Source organism: Pseudomonas sp. FW305-25 (genome assembly GCF_017351415.1).
GTDB classification, from domain to species: Bacteria; Pseudomonadota; Gammaproteobacteria; order Pseudomonadales; family Pseudomonadaceae; genus Aquipseudomonas; species Aquipseudomonas chlororaphis.
On the sequence record NZ_JACNDE010000015.1, the window covers coordinates 79985 to 103173 of the forward strand.

21 protein-coding genes are annotated in these 23189 nt (G+C 64.0%); 13 read left to right on the top strand and 8 right to left on the bottom strand.

The window, feature by feature from the left end; genetic code table 11:
* Window positions 1-205 precede the first annotated feature (205 nt).
* Entirely contained in the window at window positions 206-1096 is an 891-nt protein-coding gene (locus tag J4E58_RS16345) for a LysR family transcriptional regulator (RefSeq protein WP_009043295.1), read from the bottom strand.
* A 169-nt stretch (window positions 1097-1265) separates the two neighbouring features.
* On the opposite strand from J4E58_RS16345, the gene J4E58_RS16350 reads away from it, so the two are divergent.
* From J4E58_RS16350 to J4E58_RS16365, 4 genes are all read left to right on the top strand, one after another.
* On the top strand, window positions 1266-2342 hold the full coding sequence (locus J4E58_RS16350) for a 4-oxalomesaconate tautomerase (protein WP_087088087.1): 1077 nt from the start codon (window positions 1266-1268) through the stop codon (window positions 2340-2342).
* Window positions 2343-2387: 45 nt separating this feature from the next.
* Window positions 2388-3710, top strand: coding sequence for a C4-dicarboxylate transporter DctA (dctA, locus tag J4E58_RS16355; protein ID WP_087088085.1), 1323 nt, complete (start codon window positions 2388-2390; stop codon window positions 3708-3710).
* A gap of 130 nt (window positions 3711-3840) precedes the next feature.
* Entirely contained in the window at window positions 3841-5145 is a 1305-nt protein-coding gene (locus J4E58_RS16360; RefSeq protein WP_053260658.1) for a CitMHS family transporter, read from the top strand.
* Window positions 5146-5310: 165 nt separating this feature from the next.
* Window positions 5311-6564: an OprD family porin gene (locus tag J4E58_RS16365; RefSeq protein WP_087088084.1), complete on the top strand. Its 1254-nt coding sequence runs from the start codon at window positions 5311-5313 to the stop codon at window positions 6562-6564.
* A 59-nt stretch (window positions 6565-6623) separates the two neighbouring features.
* On the opposite strand, the gene J4E58_RS16370 is transcribed toward J4E58_RS16365, so the two are convergent.
* The gene (locus J4E58_RS16370) at window positions 6624-8576 is read right to left on the bottom strand and encodes a M48 family metallopeptidase (protein ID WP_087088082.1); all 1953 of its coding nucleotides are present in this window, start codon (window positions 8574-8576) and stop codon (window positions 6624-6626) included.
* A 24-nt stretch (window positions 8577-8600) separates the two neighbouring features.
* The gene (locus tag J4E58_RS16375) at window positions 8601-9197 is read right to left on the bottom strand and encodes a LemA family protein (RefSeq protein WP_087088080.1); all 597 of its coding nucleotides are present in this window, start codon (window positions 9195-9197) and stop codon (window positions 8601-8603) included.
* A gap of 276 nt (window positions 9198-9473) precedes the next feature.
* Between J4E58_RS16375 and J4E58_RS16380 the strand changes: the two genes are divergently transcribed.
* Window positions 9474-11117, top strand: a complete 1644-nt coding sequence (locus J4E58_RS16380) for an AarF/ABC1/UbiB kinase family protein (RefSeq protein WP_087088078.1) — start codon at window positions 9474-9476, stop codon at window positions 11115-11117.
* A gap of 98 nt (window positions 11118-11215) precedes the next feature.
* Here J4E58_RS16380 and J4E58_RS16385 read toward each other — a convergent pair whose 3' ends face one another.
* Window positions 11216-11572: a DUF6572 domain-containing protein gene (locus J4E58_RS16385; protein ID WP_087088076.1), complete on the bottom strand. Its 357-nt coding sequence runs from the start codon at window positions 11570-11572 to the stop codon at window positions 11216-11218.
* Between the two features lie 10 nt (window positions 11573-11582).
* A complete protein-coding gene (locus J4E58_RS16390) occupies window positions 11583-12845 on the bottom strand; it encodes an S-type pyocin domain-containing protein (RefSeq protein ID WP_172963061.1) in 1263 nt (420 codons plus the stop codon).
* Between the two features lie 270 nt (window positions 12846-13115).
* On the opposite strand from J4E58_RS16390, the gene J4E58_RS16395 reads away from it, so the two are divergent.
* From J4E58_RS16395 to dmeF, 3 genes are all read left to right on the top strand, one after another.
* Window positions 13116-13454, top strand: a complete 339-nt coding sequence (locus J4E58_RS16395) for an FKBP-type peptidyl-prolyl cis-trans isomerase (protein WP_087088072.1) — start codon at window positions 13116-13118, stop codon at window positions 13452-13454.
* 218 nt (window positions 13455-13672) lie between these two features.
* On the top strand, window positions 13673-13945 hold the full coding sequence (locus tag J4E58_RS16400; protein WP_053260665.1) for a metal/formaldehyde-sensitive transcriptional repressor: 273 nt from the start codon (window positions 13673-13675) through the stop codon (window positions 13943-13945).
* Window positions 13946-13959: 14 nt separating this feature from the next.
* A complete protein-coding gene (dmeF, locus tag J4E58_RS16405; protein WP_087088070.1) occupies window positions 13960-14916 on the top strand; it encodes a CDF family Co(II)/Ni(II) efflux transporter DmeF in 957 nt (318 codons plus the stop codon).
* 2 nt (window positions 14917-14918) lie between these two features.
* Here dmeF and J4E58_RS16410 read toward each other — a convergent pair whose 3' ends face one another.
* From J4E58_RS16410 to J4E58_RS16420, 3 genes are all read right to left on the bottom strand, one after another.
* Entirely contained in the window at window positions 14919-15893 is a 975-nt protein-coding gene (locus tag J4E58_RS16410) for an alpha/beta fold hydrolase (protein ID WP_087088068.1), read from the bottom strand.
* Window positions 15894-15984: 91 nt separating this feature from the next.
* Window positions 15985-16332 (bottom strand): antibiotic biosynthesis monooxygenase, encoded by a 348-nt coding sequence (locus J4E58_RS16415; protein WP_087088066.1) that lies wholly within the window; start codon window positions 16330-16332, stop codon window positions 15985-15987.
* Entirely contained in the window at window positions 16332-17474 is a 1143-nt protein-coding gene (locus J4E58_RS16420; RefSeq protein WP_087088064.1) for a cytochrome P450, read from the bottom strand. Before J4E58_RS16420 ends, J4E58_RS16415 begins: the two co-directional genes overlap by 1 nt.
* An 81-nt stretch (window positions 17475-17555) precedes the next feature.
* On the opposite strand from J4E58_RS16420, the gene J4E58_RS16425 reads away from it, so the two are divergent.
* From J4E58_RS16425 to J4E58_RS16445, 5 genes are all read left to right on the top strand, one after another.
* Window positions 17556-18329 (top strand): helix-turn-helix transcriptional regulator, encoded by a 774-nt coding sequence (locus J4E58_RS16425; protein WP_087088062.1) that lies wholly within the window; start codon window positions 17556-17558, stop codon window positions 18327-18329.
* 68 nt (window positions 18330-18397) lie between these two features.
* The gene (locus tag J4E58_RS16430; protein WP_087088060.1) at window positions 18398-18895 is read left to right on the top strand and encodes an AAA family ATPase; all 498 of its coding nucleotides are present in this window, start codon (window positions 18398-18400) and stop codon (window positions 18893-18895) included.
* Between the two features lie 1064 nt (window positions 18896-19959).
* The gene (locus tag J4E58_RS16435; RefSeq protein WP_009043313.1) at window positions 19960-21369 is read left to right on the top strand and encodes a circularly permuted type 2 ATP-grasp protein; all 1410 of its coding nucleotides are present in this window, start codon (window positions 19960-19962) and stop codon (window positions 21367-21369) included.
* A gap of 3 nt (window positions 21370-21372) precedes the next feature.
* Window positions 21373-22323: an alpha-E domain-containing protein gene (locus tag J4E58_RS16440; RefSeq protein WP_087088058.1), complete on the top strand. Its 951-nt coding sequence runs from the start codon at window positions 21373-21375 to the stop codon at window positions 22321-22323.
* Window positions 22320-23117, top strand: coding sequence for a transglutaminase family protein (locus J4E58_RS16445; RefSeq protein WP_087088056.1), 798 nt, complete (start codon window positions 22320-22322; stop codon window positions 23115-23117). The genes J4E58_RS16440 and J4E58_RS16445 overlap by 4 nt, the downstream gene beginning before the upstream one ends.
* Window positions 23118-23189: the final 72 nt, after the last annotated feature.

Genomic DNA, 23189 nt, shown 5'->3' on the forward strand with positions numbered 1-23189 from the left:
AAAACGGGTATTGGGTGGTGCGCGGAAAACAACGGCTGCGCCTCAGGCAACCGTTTGGCCCGCAGGTTCCATGGGGGGATGGCTGTGCAGCATAAAGTCTGGGGCTGGCGCAGTCAGCCGTTAATGGCCGATACGCCGCAGGTTGTCAGGCGCAGGTTGCAGGCGTTCGTGCTCTTCGATACTGGCGTGCCTGCACCATCGACCGTCAATGCGGCCATTGCTCGAGCAGGATCGACACGAACTTTTCCGCGGCCGGCGACAGCGACGCGCCGCGGCGGTAGACCAGGCCCAGGGTGCGGTTGACCACCGGTTCGCTCAGCGGAATGCTCACCAGGGTCGGGTGGTCGGCCGCGGGCATGGCCAGGCTGGGCATGGCCGACACCCCGAGCCCGGCCTCGACCATGCCCAGTGAGGTGGACAGGTGCTGCACCTCGTAGAACCACTGGGGACGCCAGCTCAGGCCGGACAGGGCGTGGTCCAGCAGCATCCGGTTGCCGCTCAGGCGGCCGACGCCGATCAGTCGGTAATCGCTGAGTTCCGACCAGGTGACCGAGGCCTTTTTCGCCAGTTCATGGTCACGCCGGCACGCCAGTACGAAGGGTTCGTTGACCAGGGGCACGAACTCGATGTCCGGGTGTTGCCCGCTCATCATGTTGATACCGAAATCCGCTTCGCCGCGCAGCACGGCTTCCAGCCCTTCATTGGCGCTGAGGTCGAGCAGGCGGATACGGATTTTCGGATAGCGCTCGTTGTAGAGACGGATCACCGACGGCAGGAAGTAGAAGGCCGCGGTGGGAATGCAGGCCAGGGTCACCTGGCCGATCTGCCGTTCCGCCAGTTCGCGGATATTGAGGATCGAGTCGTCGAAGTCATCCAGCAGGCGCCGGGCCTTGGGCAGGAAGTCCCGGCCGACGCTGGTCAGGCTGACCTTGCGCGTGGTGCGGTCGAGCAGGGCGGTGCCCAGGCCTTCCTCCAGCTTCTTGATCCGGCGGCTCAGGGCCGGCTGGGACAAGTGCAGGGCATCGGCCGCCTCGTGGAAACTTCCGAGTTCGGCGATTTTCACGAAGGATCTTATGTCCTGAAGCTCATATTCCATGTTTTTTGTCTCAAGCGAGGGCGGGAAGGCAGGCGCTGTTCACCTTAGATTTTTCATGTGTGAAACGCAATAATCGCTACGATATTTGCATTGGAAACATGATTTATTCCCTGACACTCTTGTGCCCAGAACATCAATTAACCCGATTGATTAACAAGAGTCTGTGTCCATGCAACGAATTCCTTGTGTGCTCATGCGCGGCGGTACCTCCAAGGGGCCGGTGTTTCTCGCCTGGGATCTGCCGGTGTCCATCGAACAGCGCGATGAGCTGCTGCTCGGCCTGATGGGCTCGGGACATGAACTGGAGATCGACGGCATTGGCGGTGGCAGCCCGCAGACCAGCAAGGTTGCGATCGTCAGCCCGTCGCTGCACCCCGAGGCCGATGTCGACTACCTGTTCGTGCAGGTGATGGTGTCCCAGCGCCGGGTCGATACCGCGCCCAACTGCGGCAACATGCTGTGCGCGGTCGGCCCCTTCGCCGTCGAACAAGGCCTGGTCAAGGCCACGGGCGAGCAGACCCAGGTGCGGATCCGCAATCTCAATACCGGCACCTTCGTCAATTCCCTGGTGCAGACGCCGGCAGGCAAGGTCAGCTACGAAGGCGATACCGCCATCGATGGCGTGCCCGGCACCGCCGCCCCCGTGCAACTGACGTTCCTCGACGCCGCGGGCAGCAAGACCGGCAAACTCTTCCCCACCGGGAACACCCGGGACCTGATCGATGGCGTACCGGTGACCTGCATCGATATGGCCATGCCGCTGCTGATCGTCGAGGCTGGGCAATTGGGCAAGCGCGGGGATGAAACCCCGGCCGAGCTGGACGCCGACAAGGACTTCCTGCGGCGGCTGGAGTCCCTGCGCTTGCAGGCGGGCCTGGCCATGGGCCTGGGCGACGTCAGCGACAAGGTGATCCCCAAGCCGGTGCTGATCTCGCCGGCGGTGGCCGGCGGCACCTTGCAGGCGCGTTACTTCATGCCGCACAGCTGCCATCGCGCGCTGGCCATCACCGGCTCCATCGGCCTGGCCACCGCCTGTGTCAGCGAGGGCAGCGTCGCCGCCGAACTGCTGGGCGGAGCCACGCAACTGAAGCAAGTGCGCCTGGAACACCCCAGTGGCGCGATCGATATCGTATTGTCCTACACCGGCAACCAGGGAGAGACCATTCGCGCCTCGGTGGTGCGCACCGCGCGAAGGCTGTTCTCCGGTTTCGTCTACGCCCCGGCGTCACAACGCCTGGCCGGATAGTCCTGCACCGCAGTGACGGTCGCTTGCATCAGAACAATTCTAAAAATGGGTGATGCCATGAAAGTCGTTAAATCGCTCTACTTCCAGATCATCTGTGCCGTGCTGCTGGGCGTGCTGGTCGGGCACTTCTGGGCCCAGCAGGCCATTGCCCTCAAGCCCCTGGGCGATGCCTTCATCAAGCTGGTCAAGATGATGATCGCGCCGGTGGTGTTCTGCACCATCGTCACCGGGATCGCCGGGATGAACGACAAGCGTTCCCTGGGCCGCCTCCTGAGCAAGACCCTGCTGTTGTTCCTGGCGCTGACGGTGGTCAGCCTGATCATCGGCCTGGTGGCGGTCTACCTGTTCAAGCCCGGCGCGGGCATGAACATTGACCCCACTCACCTGAGTACCCAGGGCTTGTCGCAGTACACCGAGTCGGCGGCGAAGCTGGGGGTGGTGGAGTTCTTCATGCACATCATTCCCGAGACCTTTATCGGCGCCTTCACCAAGGGCGAAGTGCTGCCGGTGCTGTTCATCGCGGTGCTCTGCGGTTTTGCCCTGTCGTCCCTGGGCGAGCGCGGCAAGCCCGTGCTGGATGTGCTGGAAGCCGCCTCGCACATGGTGTTCAAGATCTTTTCCTACCTGATGCGCTTTGCCCCGATCGGTGCGTTCGGCGCGCTGGCCTTCACGGTCGGCCAGTACGGCATCACCTCCCTGGGCGCCCTGGCCAAGCTGATCATGATCCTCTACATCGCCTGCGGATTCTTCGTCTTCGTGGTGCTGGGGGGGATTTGTCGCGCCCATGGGTTCAGCCTGTGGAAGCTGTTGCGCTACCTGCGTGAAGAGTTCCTGGTGGTGCTGGGCACCTCATCCACCGAGCCGGTGATGCCGCGCATGCTGGAGAAGCTCCAGGCCCTGGGTTGCAAGAAAGGCGTGGTGGGCCTGGTGCTGCCCACCGGCTATTCGTTCAACCTCGATGGCACGGCCATCTACCTGTCGCTGGCGGCGATTTTCATTGCCCAGGCCTGCAACATCGACTTGAGCCTGGGGCAGGTGATGACGATGCTGGCGATCATGCTGCTGTCGTCCAAGGGCGCGGCGGGAGTGACTGGCAGCGGCTTCGTCGCCCTGGCCTCGACCCTGACGGTGATCCACGACATCCCCTTGGCGGGGCTGGCGCTGTTGATCGGCATCGACCGCTTCATGTCCGAGGCCCGTGCGCTCACCAGCCTGGCCAGCAATGCCGTGGCCACGGTGGTGATCTCGCTGTCGGAAAACGCCTGCGATCGCCAGGTGCTGCTACAGACCCTGGATGGCAAGGCGACACCCAACGCCCAGGCCAGTGACCCAGCCTGGGAGCCGGCGCAGGCCGGCAAACACCTCTAGCCGCTTGCGGCTTCCTGCTCCTTCCGTTTTTTGACCCCGGTTGAAACCCTCGCCAGGCCCCGCCTGGCGGGTAGGGGGCCGTGCGCCTGGGCGTCGGCCATGCTTGTCCATAACAACAAGAGAATCCCTCATGCTTGCATTACTCGGCCTGGCCATGGTGGTCGTGTTCACCTTCCTGATCATGACCAAGCGCTTGTCCCCGATCGTTGCCCTGACCCTGGTGCCGATCGTCTTCGCGGTGATCGGCGGGTTTGCCGGCAGCACCGGAAAAATGATGCTCGACGGCCTGAAAATGGTCGCCCCCTCCGCGGCGCTGCTGCTGTTCGCGATTCTGTTCTTCGGCCTGATGATCGACGCGGGCCTGTTCGACCCGCTGATCCGCAAGATCCTCAAGCGGGTCAACGGCGACCCGGTGAAGATCGCCGTCGGCACCGCGTTGCTGTCGCTGCTGGTGGCCCTGGACGGCGACGGCACCACCACCTACATGATCACCTGCGCGGCGATGCTGCCGCTGTACAAGCGCATCGGCATGAACCCGATGATCCTCGCCACCATCGCCATGCTGTCCCTGAGCATCATGAGCGGCATGACCCCCTGGGGCGGTCCGGCCACCCGGGCCATCGCCGCCCTGGGGCTGGATGCCGGCGAGTACTTCGTGCCGTTGCTGCCGACCATGATCGGCGGTGCGGCCTGGGTGGTGTTCAGCGCTTTCCTGCTGGGCCGCGCCGAGCGCAAGCGTATCGGCAACACCCAGCTGCAGAGCGGTGGCGGCAACTGCTACATCAAGGCCATTGTCGAAGACACGCCCTGCAAGCGACCGAAGCTGGCCTACGTCAATCTGTTGCTGGTGGTGGCGGTGATGGTGGCGCTGGTGATGGGCCTGATGCATTCGGCGATCCTGTTCCTGATCGGCTTCGTGCTGGCACTGATGATCAACTACCCGCAACTGGAGATGCAGAAAGAGCGGATCCTCGCCCATTCGGGCAACGCCATGACCGTGGTGCTGCTGGTGTTCGCCGCCGGCATCTTTGCCGGGATCTTCTCCGGTACCAAGATGGTCGATGCCCTGGCGCAGACCCTGGTGGACTGGATTCCGCCGTCGTGGGGGCATCTGTTCCCGCTGGTGGTGGCCATCACCAGCATGCCGCTGACCTTCGTCCTGTCCAACGATGCCTACTACTTCGGCGTGGTGCCGATCCTCGCCAATGCCGCGGCGGCCTATGGCATCGATCCGCTGGAGATCGCCCGGGCCTCGATCCTCGGCCAGCCGGTGCACCTGATGAGCCCGCTGGTGGCCTCGACCCTGCTGCTGGTGGGGATGGTCGACCGCGACATCGGCGACTTCCAGAAAGCCACCGTCAAATGGGCGGTCCTGACCTCCCTGGTGATTACCGCCCTGGCCCTGCTGACCGGCGCGCTGACCCTGTTTTCCTGAGCCTGTTCCCCTCAGGCACCCCTGAACCATCAGGTGTTCCCTGGCGCGCCGGGTTCATGGCGCGCGGCACCTGCACCTTGAATAACGGCACCTCGAATAGCTGCACCTTAAAAAAACAACAACTCGAATAACAACAACTTGAATAACAACAATGAGTAGTCCGATATGAGCCGTTCGATCACCCCTGGGGCGTGGTTTCCTCTGGTCGCCCTGTTGCCGCTGACGACCGTCGGCGCGGCAGGCTTTGGCGACGACAGCACGCTCAAGCTGCAACTGCGCAATGTTTACTTCAATGAGAACTTCCGTGACGAGCATGGCCTGAGCGCCCGGGCGGCACGCACGGCCAAGAGCGAGCGCACGGAGTGGGCCCAGGGCCTGCTGCTGGATTTCCAGTCGGGTTTCACCCCCGGCACCCTCGGCCTGGGTATCGACGGGCTGGCCCTGCTCGGGGTCAAGCTCGACTCGGGGCGGGGCCGCAGCGGTACCGGCTTGCTGCCGGTGCATGACGACGGTCGCGCCGCCGACGCGTTCGCCAGTGCCGGTGTCACGGCCAAGGCCAGGCTGGCCGGGACCACGCTCAAGCACGGCACCTTGCTACCGAGGAACCCGGTGCTGATCTACAACGACGCGCGACTGTTGCCGCAGACCTACCAGGGCACGCAGCTCACCAGCAGCGACATCGACAACCTGACGCTCACCGCCGGCCGGCTGGATCGCTTCAAGCTGCGCGATTCCAGCGACAGCGTGCCGATCGTGGCGGACGGTTATGCCGGCGACAAGTCCGGGGACTTCACCTATGCCGGAGCCGACTACAAGCTCGGCAAAGACTTGCGCCTGAGCTACTTCTACGGCGAGCTCGAGCACTTCTACCGGCAGCACTTCGCCGGTCTCCAGCACGACCTGAAGCTGGGCGCCGGCGTGCTGACCAGTGACTTGCGTTACTTCCACAGCAGCGACAGCGGTTCGGCCTACGGCGGCAACATCGACAACGATATGCTCAGCGGCCTGCTGTCCTATGCCGTGGCCGGCCATACCTTGAGTGGCGGCTATCAGGTGCTCAGCGGTGATGCCGGCTTGCCTTATATCAGCGGCGCCACGGTGTACTCGTTCAGCAACGTGGGCATTGGCAAGTTCATCGAGGAGGACGAGAAAACCTGGATGCTCGGCTACGGCTACAACTTTGCCGGGCTCGGGGTGCCGGGGCTGGCGTTTTCCACCCGCTACCTGAGCGGCAGCGATGGCCGGTCAAACTCGGCGATCAAGGAATGGGAACGCGATGCCGAACTGGCCTATGTGGTGCAGCAAGGCCGCTTCAAGGGCCTGGGGGTGAAGCTGCGCAACTATGTGTACCGCTCCGACTTCGCCCGGGGGCGCGACAGCAATCGCCTCTATTTCACCTACGAGGTCTCGCTCTGGTAAGGATCGCGACGCCTGCCCGGGCTGGCGTCAGCCGCTGGGCAGGGGGCGCGGGTCGTGGCTCAGAGCGTGGCGGCCTGGGGGGCGCTGGCAGATGCCTGGGAAGGCGCGGGCTCGGCGACTGCCGGGGGCAGCAGCGGCGGCATCGGGCAATCCAGCACATCGGCCACGGCGCGCATCAGCTCGGCTTCGGCCACGGTGACCTGGCCGTCGTAGCAGACGCAGCGGGCCATGGCCTGCAGCAGCGTCGGCCGTTCCTCGGGCATCAACTGGCGCAGGCGCACCAGGGCGGCATCCAGGTGTTCGAGGTCGACCTCCGCCGGTTGCGGCTGGGCGAAGGGCAGGCCGCTCCAGGCATGGGCCAGGGCCAGTTGGGCCTGCTGCGCGGTCTTTTGCCCGGCACTGGCCAGGGCGCCGAGCAGGACCGCCAGTTCTTCGCTGCGCTGGAACAGCCCCCATTTGTACTCGGGTGCCGGCAGGCCTTCGACATTGCGTTGCACGATGCGCAGCAGCGTCCACTCCAGCAGCTCGACCTGATCGTCGGCGTCGATCAGTTGCCGCAGGTTGTCCATGAACAGCTTGCAGGCTTGCTTGTCCAGCTGCTGCAGGGCCGGTATCGACAGGTCCAGCAGCGGCAGGCGCAGGTTCGGGTCGAGGGCCGCCAGTTGTTTTTGCAGGGCTTGCAGGCAACCAAAGACCTCGGTGGGGCTGTTGGCGTCCAGCTGCGCGAGTTGTCGGCGGCGCATCGAATCGTTGGCGGACAGCAGCAGGCCATAGACCAGCGCCTGGGCGCCAGTGGTGCTGTGGGCGCTGCGCTGGAGCGCCGGGTCGAGGCTGACCAGCGTTGCCTGGGCCGCCAGCAGATGTTGCGCGTTCGGGCTGCCGATGCTGGCAATCGACTGCTTGATCGCATTCAGGTCGAACACCAGGGCGCTGGTCGCTTGCGACTGGCGGCTGAACACCCCGGAGCTGTCCAGGCCGGAGCGGGCGGGTTCGGCCGGCAGTTCGATGGCTTCGATGGTGGGCAAGCGGCCGTCCCAGCCGGGTTCCAGGCGCCGGATCCGCGCCGAGAGGGGCGGATGGGTCGCAGACTGGCCGTAGACGGAGAGGGTGGCCCCTTCACTGAAATACAGGTGGCTGTATTCAGCGCTGAAGGCGCTGTCGAGTTTCGAACTGGCGGCGTAACCGCCGATTTTTTTCAGCGCACCGGCCAGGCCGGCCGGGTTGCGGGTGAACTGCACCGCCGAGGCATCGGCGAGGAACTCGCGCTCGCGGCTGATGGCGCCCTTGATCAGGTTGCCGAAAAAAGTCCCGACCGAGCCCAGCAGGATCAGCGCCAGGCCACTCCACATCGCCAGCCCGCCGACCCGGTTTTGCGCCAGCCGGCCAGCCTGGTTGACCCCTTCGGCCATCGCCTCGCCGGTCAGGCCGATGACCAGGATGCCGTGGACAATCGCCACCAGCCGGGTGTTGAGGCGCATGTCGCCGTTGTAGATGTGGCTGAACTCATGGGCGATCACCGCCTGCAGTTCCTCGCGGTTGAGCACCATGATGGCGCCGCGGGTGACCCCGATCACTGCTTCTTGTGGCGTGAAGCCGGCGGCGAACGCATTGATCCCGGCATCGGGCAGCACGTACACCTGTGGCACCGGCGTGCCCGAGGCCAGGGCCATTTCCTCGACCACATTGAGCAGCCGTTGTTCTTCCAGGCCGTCCGGGTGCAGGTTGATCAGCCGGCCACCCAGGCGCTTGGCGACCACCTTGCCGCCGGCCTTGAGTTCGGCGTGCTTGCCCATGCTGCTGCCGATCACCACCAGGAACACCACCGCGGCGATCATCGCCGTCAGGTGCCAGTCGAAGCTCGGCGACTGCTTCATCTCCTTGAGAAATTGCAGCCAGAGCAGATTCAGCGCCAGGCTGGTGACAGCCACCAGACACAGCACGGCCAGGATCATCAGCAGCACCAGGGTGCCGGTACGCCGTTTGGCCCGGGCCTGGTGTTCAAAAAAATTCATCGGACCATCCAGGGTGACAGAGGGTTAGAACGCGACCTTGGGGGCTTCCTGGATCAGGGCGCTGTCGGCGAATTGCAGCAGGCTGGCATCGGCGCCATGGCCGAACAGGCCGGCCAGGATCACCGGCGGGAAACTCTGCTTGTAGCTGTTGTAATCCATCACCGTGTCGTTGAAGGCCTGGCGGGCAAAGGACACTTTGTTTTCGGTGCTGGTCAGCTCTTCGCTCAGCTGTTGCATGTTCTGCGACGCCTTGAGGTCCGGGTAGGCCTCCATGCTCACATTCAGCCGGCCCATGGCGCTGGACAGTACGCCTTCGGCCTGGCCCAGTTGCGCCATGTGCTGCGGGTTGCCGGGCTCGGCCGCGACGGCCTTGAGACCCGCCAGCGCGGCATTGCGCGCCGCGGTCACGGCTTCGAGGGTGTCGCGCTCGTGCTTGAGGTAGGCCTTGGCGGTTTCCACCAGGTTGGGGATCAGGTCGTAACGGCGCTTGAGCTGGACTTCGATCTGCGCAAAGGCGTTCTTGAAGCGGTTCCGGCGGGCCACCAGGCCGTTGTAGACGGTGATGACGTAGATCACCAGCAGGGCCAGAACGAGCAGAATCACAATAGTTGAAACAGCCATACGGATGTCCTTATCGGCGTGCGGATTTCAGGGGGGCGCCATGGTAACCGAATTCATGGCGGGCGCAGCCATGGGTAACCGTCGACCTGCGCTCTTCGGCAGCGCCTCGCACGCGCAGGCGCAATCGGCGCCAGCGCGTTGTGAATGATTGCCGGCCGCTGTGGTCGGACCTTGCATGGCGTGTCGTCGATCCCGGAGTTCGCGGCAGGCGCGCCACCCAACCCTGGGCCCGCCAGCCACGCCGCGGGCGTCACCTTGTGAAGGATCATCCCGACCATGCTCGAACCCACCTGGACGGCACTCAAACACCATAAGCGGGTGCACCAGATTGTCGCCGTGCTGGCGGCCTTCGGTGCCCAGGACGTTTTACTGCGCCTGGGCCTGGGGCGCCTGTTGGGCGAGTCGCCAGCCGCTGGTGAAGCGCAGCCACAGGGCTCGACGCCGCAACGGGTGCGCCTGGCCCTGGAGAAACTCGGGCCGACCTTTATCAAGCTCGGGCAGATCCTCGCCAGCCGCAGCGACATCCTGCCGCCGCACTGGATCAGCGAGCTGGAGGCGTTGCACAGCAGTGCCGCGACCCTGCCCTGGAGCGAGCTGGAAGATCAGGTGCGCGACGACCTGGGCTGCGAGCTGGACCAGGTGTTCGCCGAGTTCGACAGCGAGCCCCTGGCCGCGGCCTCCATCGCCCAGGTTTATCGCGCGCGCCTGCTCAGTGGCGAGGCGGTGGTGGTCAAGGTGCAGCGCCCCGGCCTGCGGCGCAAGATGAGCGCCGACCTGCAATTGCTGGAAGGCGTGGCGATGCTGGTGGAAGAGAACGCGTCCCTGGCCCATTACCAGCCGCGGCAGATGGTCCGGCAACTGGCCCGGGCGATGCTCGAAGAACTGGACTTCACCCACGAGGGGCGGCACTGCGACGCAGTGGCGGCGAATTTCGCCGAGCATCCGCAGATCGCCATTGCGCGTATCCACTGGCTGCACAGCAGCGAGCGTCTGCTGGTCCAGGAATTTTTACCCAGTCACACGCCGCTGGAACGCCAGGCCCTGATCGAGCAGGGCCTGGACCCGAGCCTGCTGGCGCAGCGCGGGGCCCAGGCGTTCATCAAGATGCTGCTGGAGGACGGCCTGTTCCACGGCGATCCGCACCCCGGCAACCTGCGGGCCATGGATGACAATCGGGTCGGCTTCATCGACTTCGGCATGGTCGGGCGCCTCGACGAACGCCGGCGCCTGGAGGTCATGAGCTTCATGCGGGCCATGACCGAAGGCAGTACCGAAGCGCTGGTGGCGGTGCTGATCGACTGGAGCGGCGAGCAGGTGCGCGACCTGTCCGCCATCGAACAGGCCGCCCGGGAATTCATGGGCCGACACGGCGGCAAGGCACTGAACATGAGTGCGATGATCGAGGACTTCCTCGGCCTGATGCGCGAATACCAACTGCTGTTGCCGGCCGACCTGCTGGTGCTGTTCAAGGCGCTGATCACCGCCGATGGCGTACTCACCCGGCTCGACCCGCAACTGGACCTGATAGCCACCGCGCGCCCGGCCATCAGCAAGATGCTCAAGCAGCAGTTCAGCTGGAAACTCGCCCGCCGCCTGGGCCTCGACGGCCTGGAGCTGGGCCGCGGCGTCGCCGTCGAACTGCCGCAACTGACCCGCCTGCTGATCAACCGCCTGAAACACGGCGTGGTCGACCTGCGCCTCGACATGCCGGGCATCGAGCGCCTGGAAAAATCCCTGCGCCTGGCCTCCACCCGCTTATCCCTGGCCCTGCTGATCAGCGCGCTGCTGATCGCCTTCGGCCCACAAATCGCCGCGGCCGGCCCGGCCTGGCAGGGGTTGTCGGTGGTGGGCTGGCTGGCGGCAGCGGCGACCGTGGGTGGGGTGGTGGCGTTTGTCTGGAGTTTGTTCAAGCGGTCTTGAGGGGGGAGTGGGGGATCAGGGCTTTGCCAGATCCCATTGGCACTCTTTCAACCGATCGACATTGGTGCCGCTGTCTTTCATTTGGGCGTGGCCCTTGTTCACATGCTGCGTATTGTCTCGTTTTCATCAAGCACGAACTCTAGTCCAATACCAACCTCTTTCAGCACCTCAGTAGCACGATCAATGAAGAGCTCACCTTGCTCTGGTAGTTCATGCAGTCCATTGATGCGAATGATGGGGGACTTACCAAGTGCACCGGGAATCTCAGTGTAGATTTCCCCGCTCTCAATGAAAGCAACATATGTGTTGATCTTGTCTTGTAGTAGTTGCAGATGTTCGCCTTGTTGGGCTTTATCGCCCCATTCAAGGTGGTCAGAGATAATCAGCACAATGTTATTGGGCTCCCAGGTGGGGATGACCCAGATATCGATTACCTGCGGATTCGTAATAGACATGTCTGTTCCCTCAGGGCTTTGGTCGAATAATTTCGACTTTGGTTGGTGGGATTTCAGTACCACCGGGGAACCCCGGCTTCCCTTTGCCTACAACTATTGCACCACTTTCTTGGATTTCAGGGAAAGCAACTTTCTGGTTCTTGGTCAGTGGTGCTGTGTCTGATGATTTGCACTCGATACAGGAAAGTTTGCCATCAGCATCACGCCCCAGCATGTCGAGCCTTGTACGGGCTCCGCTTTTGGTCTTGATCGTCACCTCTCGGCCAAGCTCGGGTTGAGTCTGGCTGAGCTCATCATATTTGGCATCTTCAAACGCCTTGCCCTGCTTCCTGTTCTTCTCCAACTGAATGTTGAACACGATGTACAGAGGCTGAATCCCGGACCCTGGCGGGAAGACCAGGATGAAGTCTTTGTACTCGGGCGGGTAGATCGGATTGACGATGATGCTATCCGCCTGTTCGGTGGGCGGATAAATCCAGATGTGGGGAGCCTGTGGTGCTGCCTCTAATGGAGGGATCCCCGAAGCACTGGACGGGTCAATGGCTGGTGTCCAGGTCAGGGTGATCCCGTCTCCGAAATCGGCCACCTGCTGAGAGCCCTGAGTCTCGAACCGGGCAACAGGGATCATTTCCCAGTCGCTGCGCTTCTCAGTGTTGTATCCGTAGCCTTTCAGCGTACCGTCGGCCTGCTGTTCCACATGCAACCGGACACGTGTGCGGCCTTCCTTGAGCGCTTTGAGCTGTTCGGTTGTGTACAGGCTGCTGTCGCCCAAGCTCGATGGCCAGAGCAACGCGGCTATGCCCGCCAATCCACCTGCAATAACACCCGTGGTAAAAAACGTGGCACCTGCACTCGCGCCCGTTGCCGCAGTACCCGTGCTGATTCCAGCACCGGCTCCAGTGCCAACCCCTGTAGCAGCACCAGCAGTAGCAGCCACTCCACCTAATAGAAGTGTTCCAAGTGCAGCAGGTAACGCGTGACCACTGATTTGCTGGAGAGGGATTTTCCCTGTTGCATCCGTTTCGCGTCCGCCCAGCAAAACGAGCTGCCCGTATTCGCTGATGGCATTGGTGGGGATGACACGAGTTGCGTAGTTGATAACCCCATCTGGGAGCTTGCAGGGCTTGGTAAAAGTGCACCCAGCTGTCTGGGGTTTGGCTTCTGCCTTCGGTGGCAGGTCCGGGTATTGCGCCCAGCGTTGGGCGCCCAGATCGACGGGCTCTATACCCTTGTTGCGATAGCCCTTCGGGGTGTTCGGTACGTAGCCACTCATCCGTGTTCGCGTCCACATTGTCCATAAAGAAGCCCCCGTCAGAGGGGGAGCGAAGAGCATTCGCAGTTGGCTTAGGGACGCTATTGGATTTGGCTATGGAGGGTCTGTAGGGACAATCTGAAAAATGGTGGCTGGGTCAGGAGGCATCGATAATGTGCCCTGCCTCAGCCCCCTCCAGGAGCATGCCTTACGAGTCGCGAGGCCGAAAATTTGCTATTTTCCGCACCTTCGGTGGCCACTGCCGGCTGCCATCAGTCAGAGAGTGAGTGGATGAGCGACCAGTTGCAGGTGATCGATATCGAAGTGGGCGAGGGCAAGGCGGCGGTCAAGGGCGCCTTGATCACCACCCAGTACCGCGGTTTCCTGGAAGACGGCACGCCCTTCGATTCATCCTGGGAGCGCGGCAAGCCTTTCCAGTGCGTGATCGGCACCGGACGGGTAATTAAAGGCTGGGACCAGGGCCTGATGGGCATGCAGGTCGGCGGCAAGCGCAAGCTCTTGGTGCCGGCGCACCTGGGTTACGGCGAGCGGTCGATGGGCAAGATTCCGCCGAATGCCAACCTGGTGTTCGAGATCGAGCTGCTGGAAGTCCTGACCCGCGACGATTGATCCCGCGTACTGGCCAGGTCGAGGCGCTGTCTGATCTGGCTGCCTTCACGGTCTTCCTCGGTAAATCCCTCTTTGAAATCGTGTCTCCGTGCTTCGCCTGGCGGGGCTGGGCCGTGGCTGATCGATAGGCTGTGGCGGACGACCGGTGTCATCAAGCCCTTGCGTAGGCCCGTGGCATCGGCCAGGATAGGTGCCCTATAGGTATAGGGGGTATGGGTATGTCGCACACGCACGCACAGAAAGACGATCTGCTCAAACGGGTCCGGCGCATCCAGGGCCAGATGCAGGCCGTGGAGCGGGCCCTGGAGTCCGGCGCGGAGTGCGCCAAGACCCTGCACCTGGTGGCGGCCACCCGTGGCGCGATCAACGGCCTGATGGGGGAAATCATCGAGGCCCATGCCCTGGAGCATGTGGCCCATCCTGAACTCAGCGATGCCGAACGGGCCAAGGGCGTGAACGAACTGCTCGAAGCCATTCGCCGTTATTCCTGACTGGAGGCCACACCATGCGCCCGACCTTGCCAGCGGCAGGCTTGACCCACGACCACCACTTCCTCGGTGCCGCCCACGATGAAAACGCCCGTCGCACCCTGTGGGTGGTGGTGCTGACCTTCGTCATGATGATTGGCGAAATCGCCGCCGGTTATCTCACCGGTTCCATGGCCTTGCTCGCCGATGGTTTCCATATGGCGACCCACGCCGGGGCCCTGGGCATCGCGGCGGCGGCCTACGGTTTTGCCCGGCGCAATGCCGACAATGCGCGTTTCAGCTTCGGCACCGGCAAGGTCGGCGACCTGGCGGGGTTCGCCTCGGCGCTGATCCTCGGCCTGGTGGCCATCGGCATTGCCGGCGAGTCGTTGCTGCGGCTGTTGCAGCCGACCCAGGTGGCCTTCACCGAGGCGACCGTGATCGCCGTGGCCGGGCTGCTGGTGAACATCGTCAGTGCCTTGCTGCTTTCCGGCGGCCACGCCCATCACGGCCACGACCACGTTCATCAGCAGGCTCATGAGCATCCGCACGAGCATTCACACGGGCACGGCCATCACCACGACAACAACCTGCGCTCGGCCTACGTCCATGTACTGGCCGATGCCCTGACGTCGGTCCTGGCCATCGCCGCGTTGCTGGCGGGGCGTTACCTGGGATGGGTCTGGCTCGACCCGGTGATGGGCATCGTTGGCGCGGTGGTGATCGCCCGTTGGGCGTATAGCCTGATGAAGTCCAGCGCGGCGGTGCTGCTCGACACCACGGACGAACAGCTGGCCGGCGAGATTCGCCAGTCGGTGGAAGCCGCCGGCGATGCGCGTATCACCGACCTGCATGTGTGGCAGGTCGGCCCGCAGGCGCGGGCGGCGATTGTCAGTGTGGTGGCGGCCGCTGGTGTCAGCGCCGAAACCATCCGCCAGCGCCTGGCGCCGGTCCACGAACTGTCGCACCTCACCCTCGAATATCGCAGCCTGTAACACTAGGCCCCTGTCTGCACCGTAGGCGGGCAGGGGTAGTTTCTCCCAAGAAAGTCCAGTAACCGCAGATTGACCTCTGCGGCTTTTTCGCTCTGGATCCAGTGCCCGCAATCCGCCAGCCGATGCTGTTCCAGGCGCGGCACCTTGCCGGGCATGCGCTCCATCGTGCGGGCTTCCAGCTGGCCCACCGGGTCGCGGTCGCCGATCATGAACAGGGTGGGTTGGCTCACCTGGCATTCGCCCAGGTGTTCGGTCCGTTGCCAGTTGCGCTCGAAGTTGCGGTACCAGTTCAAGGCGCCGCGAAAACCTCGCCCTGCAAAGGTGCGCCGGTACACCGCAAAATCCTCCGGCGTGCACCAGGCGGGCGGTGCGTGGCGCGCAGGCATGCCCTCGAACAGCTGGGCCGACGGGCTTTTTTCATCCAGCAGGTGTTCGCAGTCGTGCATGAAATGCAGCAGGCTGCGGTCGATGTCGGCGTCCAGTTCCCGCTCGGCGATGCCGGGTTCCTGGAAGTACAGGATGTAGTTGAAACGCTCGGCGAACAGCTCGCGCATGATCTCCACGGCCGGGCGTTTCGGGCGGCCGGCGAACGGCACCGACAGGGTCACCAGGGCCTTGACCCGCTGCGGCTCCAGCAGCGCCAGGTGCCAGGCCACCACCGCGCCCCAGTCGTGACCGACGATGCAGGCCTGCTCCTGGCCCAGGGCATCCATCGCCTGCTGGATATCGGCGCACAGGGTCAGCACGTCATAGGCCGCCACCTCCTCGGGGGCGCTGCTGTCGCCGTAGCCGCGCATCTGCGGGATCAGCACCCGGTAGCCGGCGGCCGTCAGCGGCGCGACCTGCCGGCGCCACGAATACCAGCACTCGGGAAACCCATGCAGCAGCCACACCGGCGGTCCGTCCAGCGGGCCGGCGGCATTCAGGTGCAATTCGATGCCATTGAGCTTCAGGGCATGTTGGGTGATCTGGCTCATGATCCTGTCCTCCCGGGTCCAGGCATGACCCTAGCAGAAGCCCGATGACCTTCTGAGCACCATTCATTGGTCGAATAGGCGCCCAGCAGTGTTACCCGGCATGGGCCCGGCGGCTGTCCGCCGGCGCCTGCTCGCGCCGGGTCAGCCCGTAGTCGCGCGCCACCTCGGCGACCCGCAGCCGGTAGTCGGCGAACACCTGGGTCCGCCCCAGGGCCTGGGCCGTGCGATGGCGTTCCAGGGTGCGCCAGGCTTCCACCGCTTGCTCGTCGCGCCAGAACGACAGGGACAGCAGCTTGTCCGGCTCGCTCAGGCTCTGGAAACGTTCGATGGAAATGAAGCCGTCGATCTCCAGCAGCAGCGGTTTCAGCGCGGCGGCGATGTCCAGGTAACGCTGGCGATGTTCCGGGCGGGGCAGGGCTTCGAATATCACGGCGATCATCAGTGCGACTCCGGCAGGCTAGTGAACAAGGGGATGCGCCCGTTGAGCGAGGGTTTGTAAGTCCAGGTTATGGGCTGGTCGAGGGTCGATTGCCGCAGCAGCGCACCGACCACCGCGCCGGCTGTGGCCAGGGCCAACTCTTGGCCGGGGCATTGGTGGCGACCGCTGCCAAAGCTGAAACTGCGCCGCGCCTCGCGTTCGAGCAGCAGGCGATCCGGCTGCGGGTTCAACTGCGGGTCGCGATTGGCCGAGGCCAGCAGCAACAGCACCACTGCGCCGGGCTCCAGCGTCACCCCGGCGACGCTGCAAGGGGCGGCGACGAAGCGCCGGGTGTTCTGCACCGGCGGATCGTGGCGCTGCACTTCGGCCAACAGGTCGGCGACCCGCTCAGGGGCCGCCCGCAGGTCCGCGAGCAACCGGCGATCGCCCAGCAGGGCGCAGAGGGTATTGCCGATCAGCCCGGCGCTGGCTTCGAAGGTCTGGGACAACAGGCCGATCAGGTTGGCGATCAGGCTGTCGCGATCTTGAGCGTCGAAGCCTGCGACGATCCGTTGCAACAGTGGGCTGACGGGCGGCTGATCGAGCAGAACCTCAAAGCGTCGAGTCAGCTGTCCGGCTGCCCGGTGGGCGGTATCCCGTTGTGCCCGGTCGCTGGCTGGCGACAGGCAGGCGACAAAGTCCCGGGTCAGCTCGGCAATTGCTGGCAACTGATGCGCGGCAAAGCCCAGCAGCCCGGCGACCACCGCCACCGGCAGGTGGAACTGGCAGTCATGCAGCCTGGCCGCGGTATCGCTTGGCAGGCCCAGCAGCAGGGCGGCGACCCGCTGGCTGACTTCCTCGGCATGCACCTGTTGCAGGCCCGGCTCGATGGCGGCCCGGGGGCAACGCTGGCGCTCACCGTCGTTCATCCGCATCAGGCGGCCGAATACTTGACCGGCGGCGCCGTCGACTATCGCCCGCGGCACTGGCTCGTGCGCAGGACGTACCCGACACTCGGGATGGGCCAGCACCGCGGCCACCGCTGCGGCGCTGCTGGCCAGCCACATCCCCAGTCCGGGGTCGAAGGCCAGCCCGCCCCGGGCCCGCAGGCTGGCGTAGTAAGGGTAGGGATCGACGTGGGTGACGGCGGTGATCGGGTCCATGATGGGCGGCCTTATTCGCGGGGGAGAAGTGTTGCTACTATCGGCAACCTGCGAGGGGCACGATTCGTTCGGGAGCGAAATATGAATGCACAGCAGCACGACAACGCCGTATCCCAGGTTGCTGCGGCCATTGCCGAGCCGGCGCGGACGAAAATGCTCTGCGCGCTGATGGACGGCCACGCGCGCACCAGCACCGAGCTGGCGGCGATCGCCGATGTCAGCACCTCCACCGCCAGCGCGCACCTGGGCAAGCTCAAGGAACTGGCCCTGGTGCGCCTGCATGTGCAGGGCCGCCATCGTTACTACAGCCTCGCCGACAAACGCGTAGCCCAGGCCCTGGAAGCGCTGATGGTGATCGGCCGCAACGCCACGCCCGCGTTCAGCCCGCGCACCCCGGACCGCCTGCAGTTCGCCCGCACCTGCTACGACCATATGGCCGGCACCCTGGCGGTGCAGCTGCATGACCGCCTGCTCGAGGCCGGCTGGTTGCAGGCGCCGCAGGAGGGCGCCCAGGAGTACGTTCTGAGCCCGGCCGGCGAAGGGTTTTTTGTTGGGCTGGGCATCGATGTGCAAGCTCTGGCCGGCCTGCGCCGGCGCTTTGCCTGCCCGTGCCTGGACTGGAGCATGCGCCGCCCGCACCTGGGCGGGGCGCTGGGGGCGGCGTTGTTGCAGGAGGCGATCCGGCGCAAATGGCTGACCCAGGACCTGGACAGCCGGGCGCTGGGCTTGACCGCCCTGGGGCGCAAGGAGATCGCCAGTCGGTTCGACGTCCAGCTCGAAGAACCGGACAGCCCGGCCCGGCGTGTCGGGAACACTGCCAAACCGGGGCGGCCGGCCGTTACCCAGGCTTCATAGCGGTTATCAACCCCAGGGCTGGCGTTACCGTCAGCCTCCGAATGCAGTCCTGGCTTGGAGTCTTCAGCATGCTTATCGTCTTCAGTGGCCTGCCTGGCAGCGGCAAGACCACCATCGCCCGGGCCCTGGCCAGCCATCTGCGGGCCACCTATCTGCGCATCGACAACATCGAGCAGGCACTGCGCAACGGCGGGCTGGCGGAAGTCGGCAAGGCCGGGTACGACATCGCCAATGCCCTGGCCCGCAGCAACCTGGCCCTGGGCAACCGGGTGGTGGCCGATTGCGTCAATCCGGTCGCCGAGAGCCGCCAGGCCTGGCAGGACATCGCCAAGGCCGAGCAGAGCCCGCTGCTCAATATCGAGGTGGTCTGCACGGACCTCGCCGAGCACCGGCGCCGGGTGGAAAACCGTGAGACGGATGTCCCCGGGTTGCGCTCACCCAGCTGGCAGTCGGTGCTCGATCACGATTACCAGGCCTGGAGCGGCGAGCGCTTGATGCTGGACAGTTCGCTGTCGTCGCCGGCGGAGGCGGTGCGGATCATCGTCGAACACCTGGAAACCTTGTAGTACCTGACCCACCGCGGCGCCTGGATCGCCAGCAAGCTGGCTCCTACACATTTTACGCTGTGTGCGAGTAGCTATTTATCCGCGAATCCCTGTAGGAGCGAGCTTGCTCGCGGTGGCGGCGTGCCTGATTCACCGTGGTGCCTGCATCGCGAGCAAGCTGCGCTCCTACAGGTTCGGTGGTGGGGGTAGGGCGGCGATAAATCCTGGCTGATTGTACTGAATCAATAAAAAGTGGAATGAAGACTTCAGCGGATAACGTCGGCGAACGTTATTCCTTCGGGCGCGAACCGTACAAAGTCGGAAGTGCCCGGTTCAATCCTGTCCGACACTTTTACAAACTAGCGCTGGCGAAAAGCTGAAATTGCGCCAATAGTTGGCGCTATTGGGTGTTTCGTTCGCCGTTGGTGCGTTTTTCGGACCGCTAATGGTGCGCTGTTCTTTCTCTCGGCAGGCCGCGTCAACTCTTGCTTTGTGCAAAGCGATAACAGCTGCTTTGCCAAAAATCCCCGTGTCAGGGCAAAAAAACCTTCCTCGACAGTTTCTGCACTTTTTTCGTTCGCGCCAGTGTTGTGCAAAGCCGTTCAGGCGGCTTTCCGGATAAAACGTTTCAGCGTCAACCGGGGATGGGGCCCCGTGGTTGAGTGAAAAATGCCGTCAAGCGGGTGTTTTTTCACCCTTGGGGACTTTATTCGCAAGGAGGCGGGGTTTGGGCACAGCGATTGCTACAGCAGATAAACAGCCTTCGGATTCCAGTGAAGTGTGCTGTTGAAGTTTCGGATAACTTTCAGATTGAAAGTTCACATTAAAACGAAAAAGGAGGTGACGAGTTCCACAACCAATGGACGTCATCGCGGGCGCTCCATTGCCGAAAATCCATACGGGAAGTTTCGCCAGACAACTGGCGTCAATAAGTGGGGGTATTTCCGCCAGCATCGAGCGGAATATTCAAGCCGCACAATGAGGTGCTCAACAGAACAGTTTCTATCGCACAGCGTAAGGCCCGATTTATTGAAACAGAGAGTTTAAATAAAAAAGCCGTTTAAACCACGGCGAGGAGTTGGGGTATGTCCCGTGCTTTTTTTAACGAAATGTATGATGCGAGTGGTGGCTGCCGCCCACATTACCAGGAGTTCGCCCGCTGGCTGGCGGACACTCCCGTGGAGCTGCTGGACCAGCGTCGGCGCGAAGCCGACCTGCTGTTCCACCGCGCTGGCATCACCTTCACGTTGTACGGTGACGAGCAAGGCACTGAACGGCTGATTCCCTTCGACATCATCCCGCGCAGCATCAAGGCCAGCGAATGGCGGAACGTCGAGCGCGGCTGCATCCAGCGGGTCCAGGCCCTGAATATGTTCCTGGCCGATATCTACCACGGGCAACGCATTCTCAAGGAGGGCATCATCCCGGCCGAGCAGGTGCTGGCCAACGAGGGTTACCAGGTGGCGATGCGCGGCCTGGATTTGCACCGCAATATCTATTCGCACATCTCCGGCGTCGATCTGGTGCGCGACGGCGACGGCAGCTACTACGTGCTGGAAGACAACCTGCGCACCCCCAGCGGCGTGAGCTACATGCTCGAAGACCGCAAGATGATGATGCGCCTGTTCCCCGAACTCTTCGCCGCGCAGCGCGTGGCGCCCATCGACCACTACCCGAACCTGCTGCTCGATACCCTGAAAAGCTCCAGCCCGCTGGACAACCCGACGGTGGTGGTGCTGACCCCGGGGCGGTTCAACAGCGCCTATTTCGAGCATGCGTTCCTGGCCCGGGAGATGGGCGTGGAGCTGGTGGAAGGCGCCGACCTGTTCGTGCGCGACGACCGCGTATTCATGCGCACCACCTCCGGTGCCCAGGCGGTGGACGTGATCTACCGCCGCCTCGACGACGCCTTCCTCGACCCCTTGTCGTTCAACCCCGATTCCATGCTCGGCGTGCCCGGGCTGATCGCCGCCTACCGTTCCGGCAACGTGGTGCTGGCCAACGCTGTGGGCACCGGGGTGGCGGACGACAAGTCGATCTACCCCTATGTCGACGAGATGATCCGCTTCTACCTGAGCGAGGAACCGATCCTGAAGAACGTGCCGACCTGGCAATGTCGCAAACCCGAGGAACTGTCCCACGTACTGGCTAACCTGCCGGACCTGGTGGTCAAGGAAACCCAGGGTTCCGGCGGCTACGGCATGCTGGTGGGGCCGGCGGCCACCGCGGCGGAGATCGAAGACTTCCGCGCCCGGCTCAAGGCCCGCCCCGAGGCCTATATCGCCCAACCCACCCTGTGCCTGTCGACGTGCCCGACCTTTGTCGAGAACGGCATCGCGCCGCGGCATATCGACCTGCGTCCGTTCGTCCTGTCGGGCAGCGAAACCCGCCTGGTGCCGGGCGGCCTGACCCGCGTGGCCTTGCGTGAAGGCTCGCTGGTGGTGAACTCGTCGCAGGGCGGCGGCACCAAAGACACCTGGGTCGTGGAGGATTGACCGATGCTTTCAAGAACCGCTGCAGACCTCTACTGGATGTCCCGTTACCTGGAGCGCGCCGAGAACCTGGCGCGCATGCTCGAAGTCAGTTACTCGCTGTCGCTGATGCCCCAGGCGGGGCGTAGCGACGGCCATGCCGAACTGGCGATGTCGCTGCTGGCCGCCGGTACCCTGGACGACTACAACCAGCGTTACGGCGAGCTGAACACCGAGCGCATGCTGCATTTCTTCGCCCTCGACGAGACCAACCCCGGCAGTATCTATTGCTGCCTGCGGGCGGCGCGGACCAACGCCCACGCGGTGCGCGGGCGCATCACCGCCGACATGTGGGAAAACATCAACGCCACCTGGCTGGAGATGCGCAACATCGCCAAGAGCGGCCTGGGGCGCTACGGCATCAGCCATTTCTGCGAATGGGTCAAGGAGCGTTCGCACCTGTTCCGTGGCGCGACCTCGGGCACCATCATGCGCAACGACGCCTATTGCTTCATTCGCCTGGGCACCTTTATCGAGCGGGCCGACAACACCCTGCGCCTGCTTGACGCGCGCTACGAAATGTTCGGCGAGGAGTCGGAGGAGGTCAGCGACAACTCGGCCCGCGGCTACTACCAGTGGAGCGCCTTGCTCCGCGCCCTGTCCTCGTTCGAGGCGTTCAACGAGATCTACCGCAACGCGCCGGGGGCCGAGCAGGTGTCCGAGATGCTGCTGTTGCGCGCCGACGTACCACGTTCGCTGCATGCCTGCGTCGAGGAGCTGGACCAGATCCTCGCCAGCCTGCCGGGCAACAACGGCCGTCCGGCCCAGCGCCTGGCCGCCGAGCTGAATGCGCGGCTGCGCTACACCGGGATCGACGAAATCCTCGCGTTGGGCTTGCACCTGTGGCTGAGCGATTTCATCGCGCAGATCCGTCACCTGGGGCAGACCGTCCACGAATCCTATCTGGAGGTTGTATGAAACTTTCCATACGCCACGACACCACCTACAGCTACGCCGACGAAGTCTGCACCAGCATCCAGTTCCTGCGCCTGACCCCGCAGAACAGCGAGCGCCAGCACATCCTCGAGTGGCACCTGGAACTGCCGCGCCTGGTGCGCAGCCAGCTCGATCCCTACGGCAATATCCTGCACGTGCTGACCATGGACGAACCCCATGGCGCCCTGGTCCTGAGCGCCTATGGCCAGGTGGAGATCGACCAGGCCCGGGAGGTGGAACACGACAGCCAGTCACCGCTGCCGTTCCTGCGCAGCAGCCCGCTGACCAAGGCCGACGCGGCCCTCGGCGCCTTTGCCGCGCAGCACTGCGGCACCCGGCGCGACCGCGCGGCGCTGATCGAGCTGATGCATGCCCTGGCCGCGCACATGGTCTACAGCCCGGGCGCGACCACGGTGGACACCACCGCGGCCGAGGCTTTCGCCGGCCGGGTCGGGGTCTGCCAGGACCACACCCATGCGTTCCTGGCCTGCGCCCGCGGCCTGGGGATTCCCGCGCGTTATGTCTCCGGCTACCTGTGCACCGAAGACGAAAGCCACCTGGCCAGCCATGCCTGGGCGGAGGCCTGGATCGACGACGGCTGGTACAGCTTCGACGTGACCAACCGCCTGGCGCGGCCCGAACGGCACCTGAAACTGGCGGTCGGCCTCGACTACCTCGACGCCTGCCCGGTGCGCGGCATGCGTCGCGGCGGTGGCGCCGAACACATGCTGGCACAGGTCCAGGTGAACTCGATGTTCCAGGTCCAGCACCAGTAGCCGCGACCTTTCCCGCACTATCGGGCATGCCGGCCCCGGCATGCCCACCCCTTGGGGCGCAGTAGCCCTGCG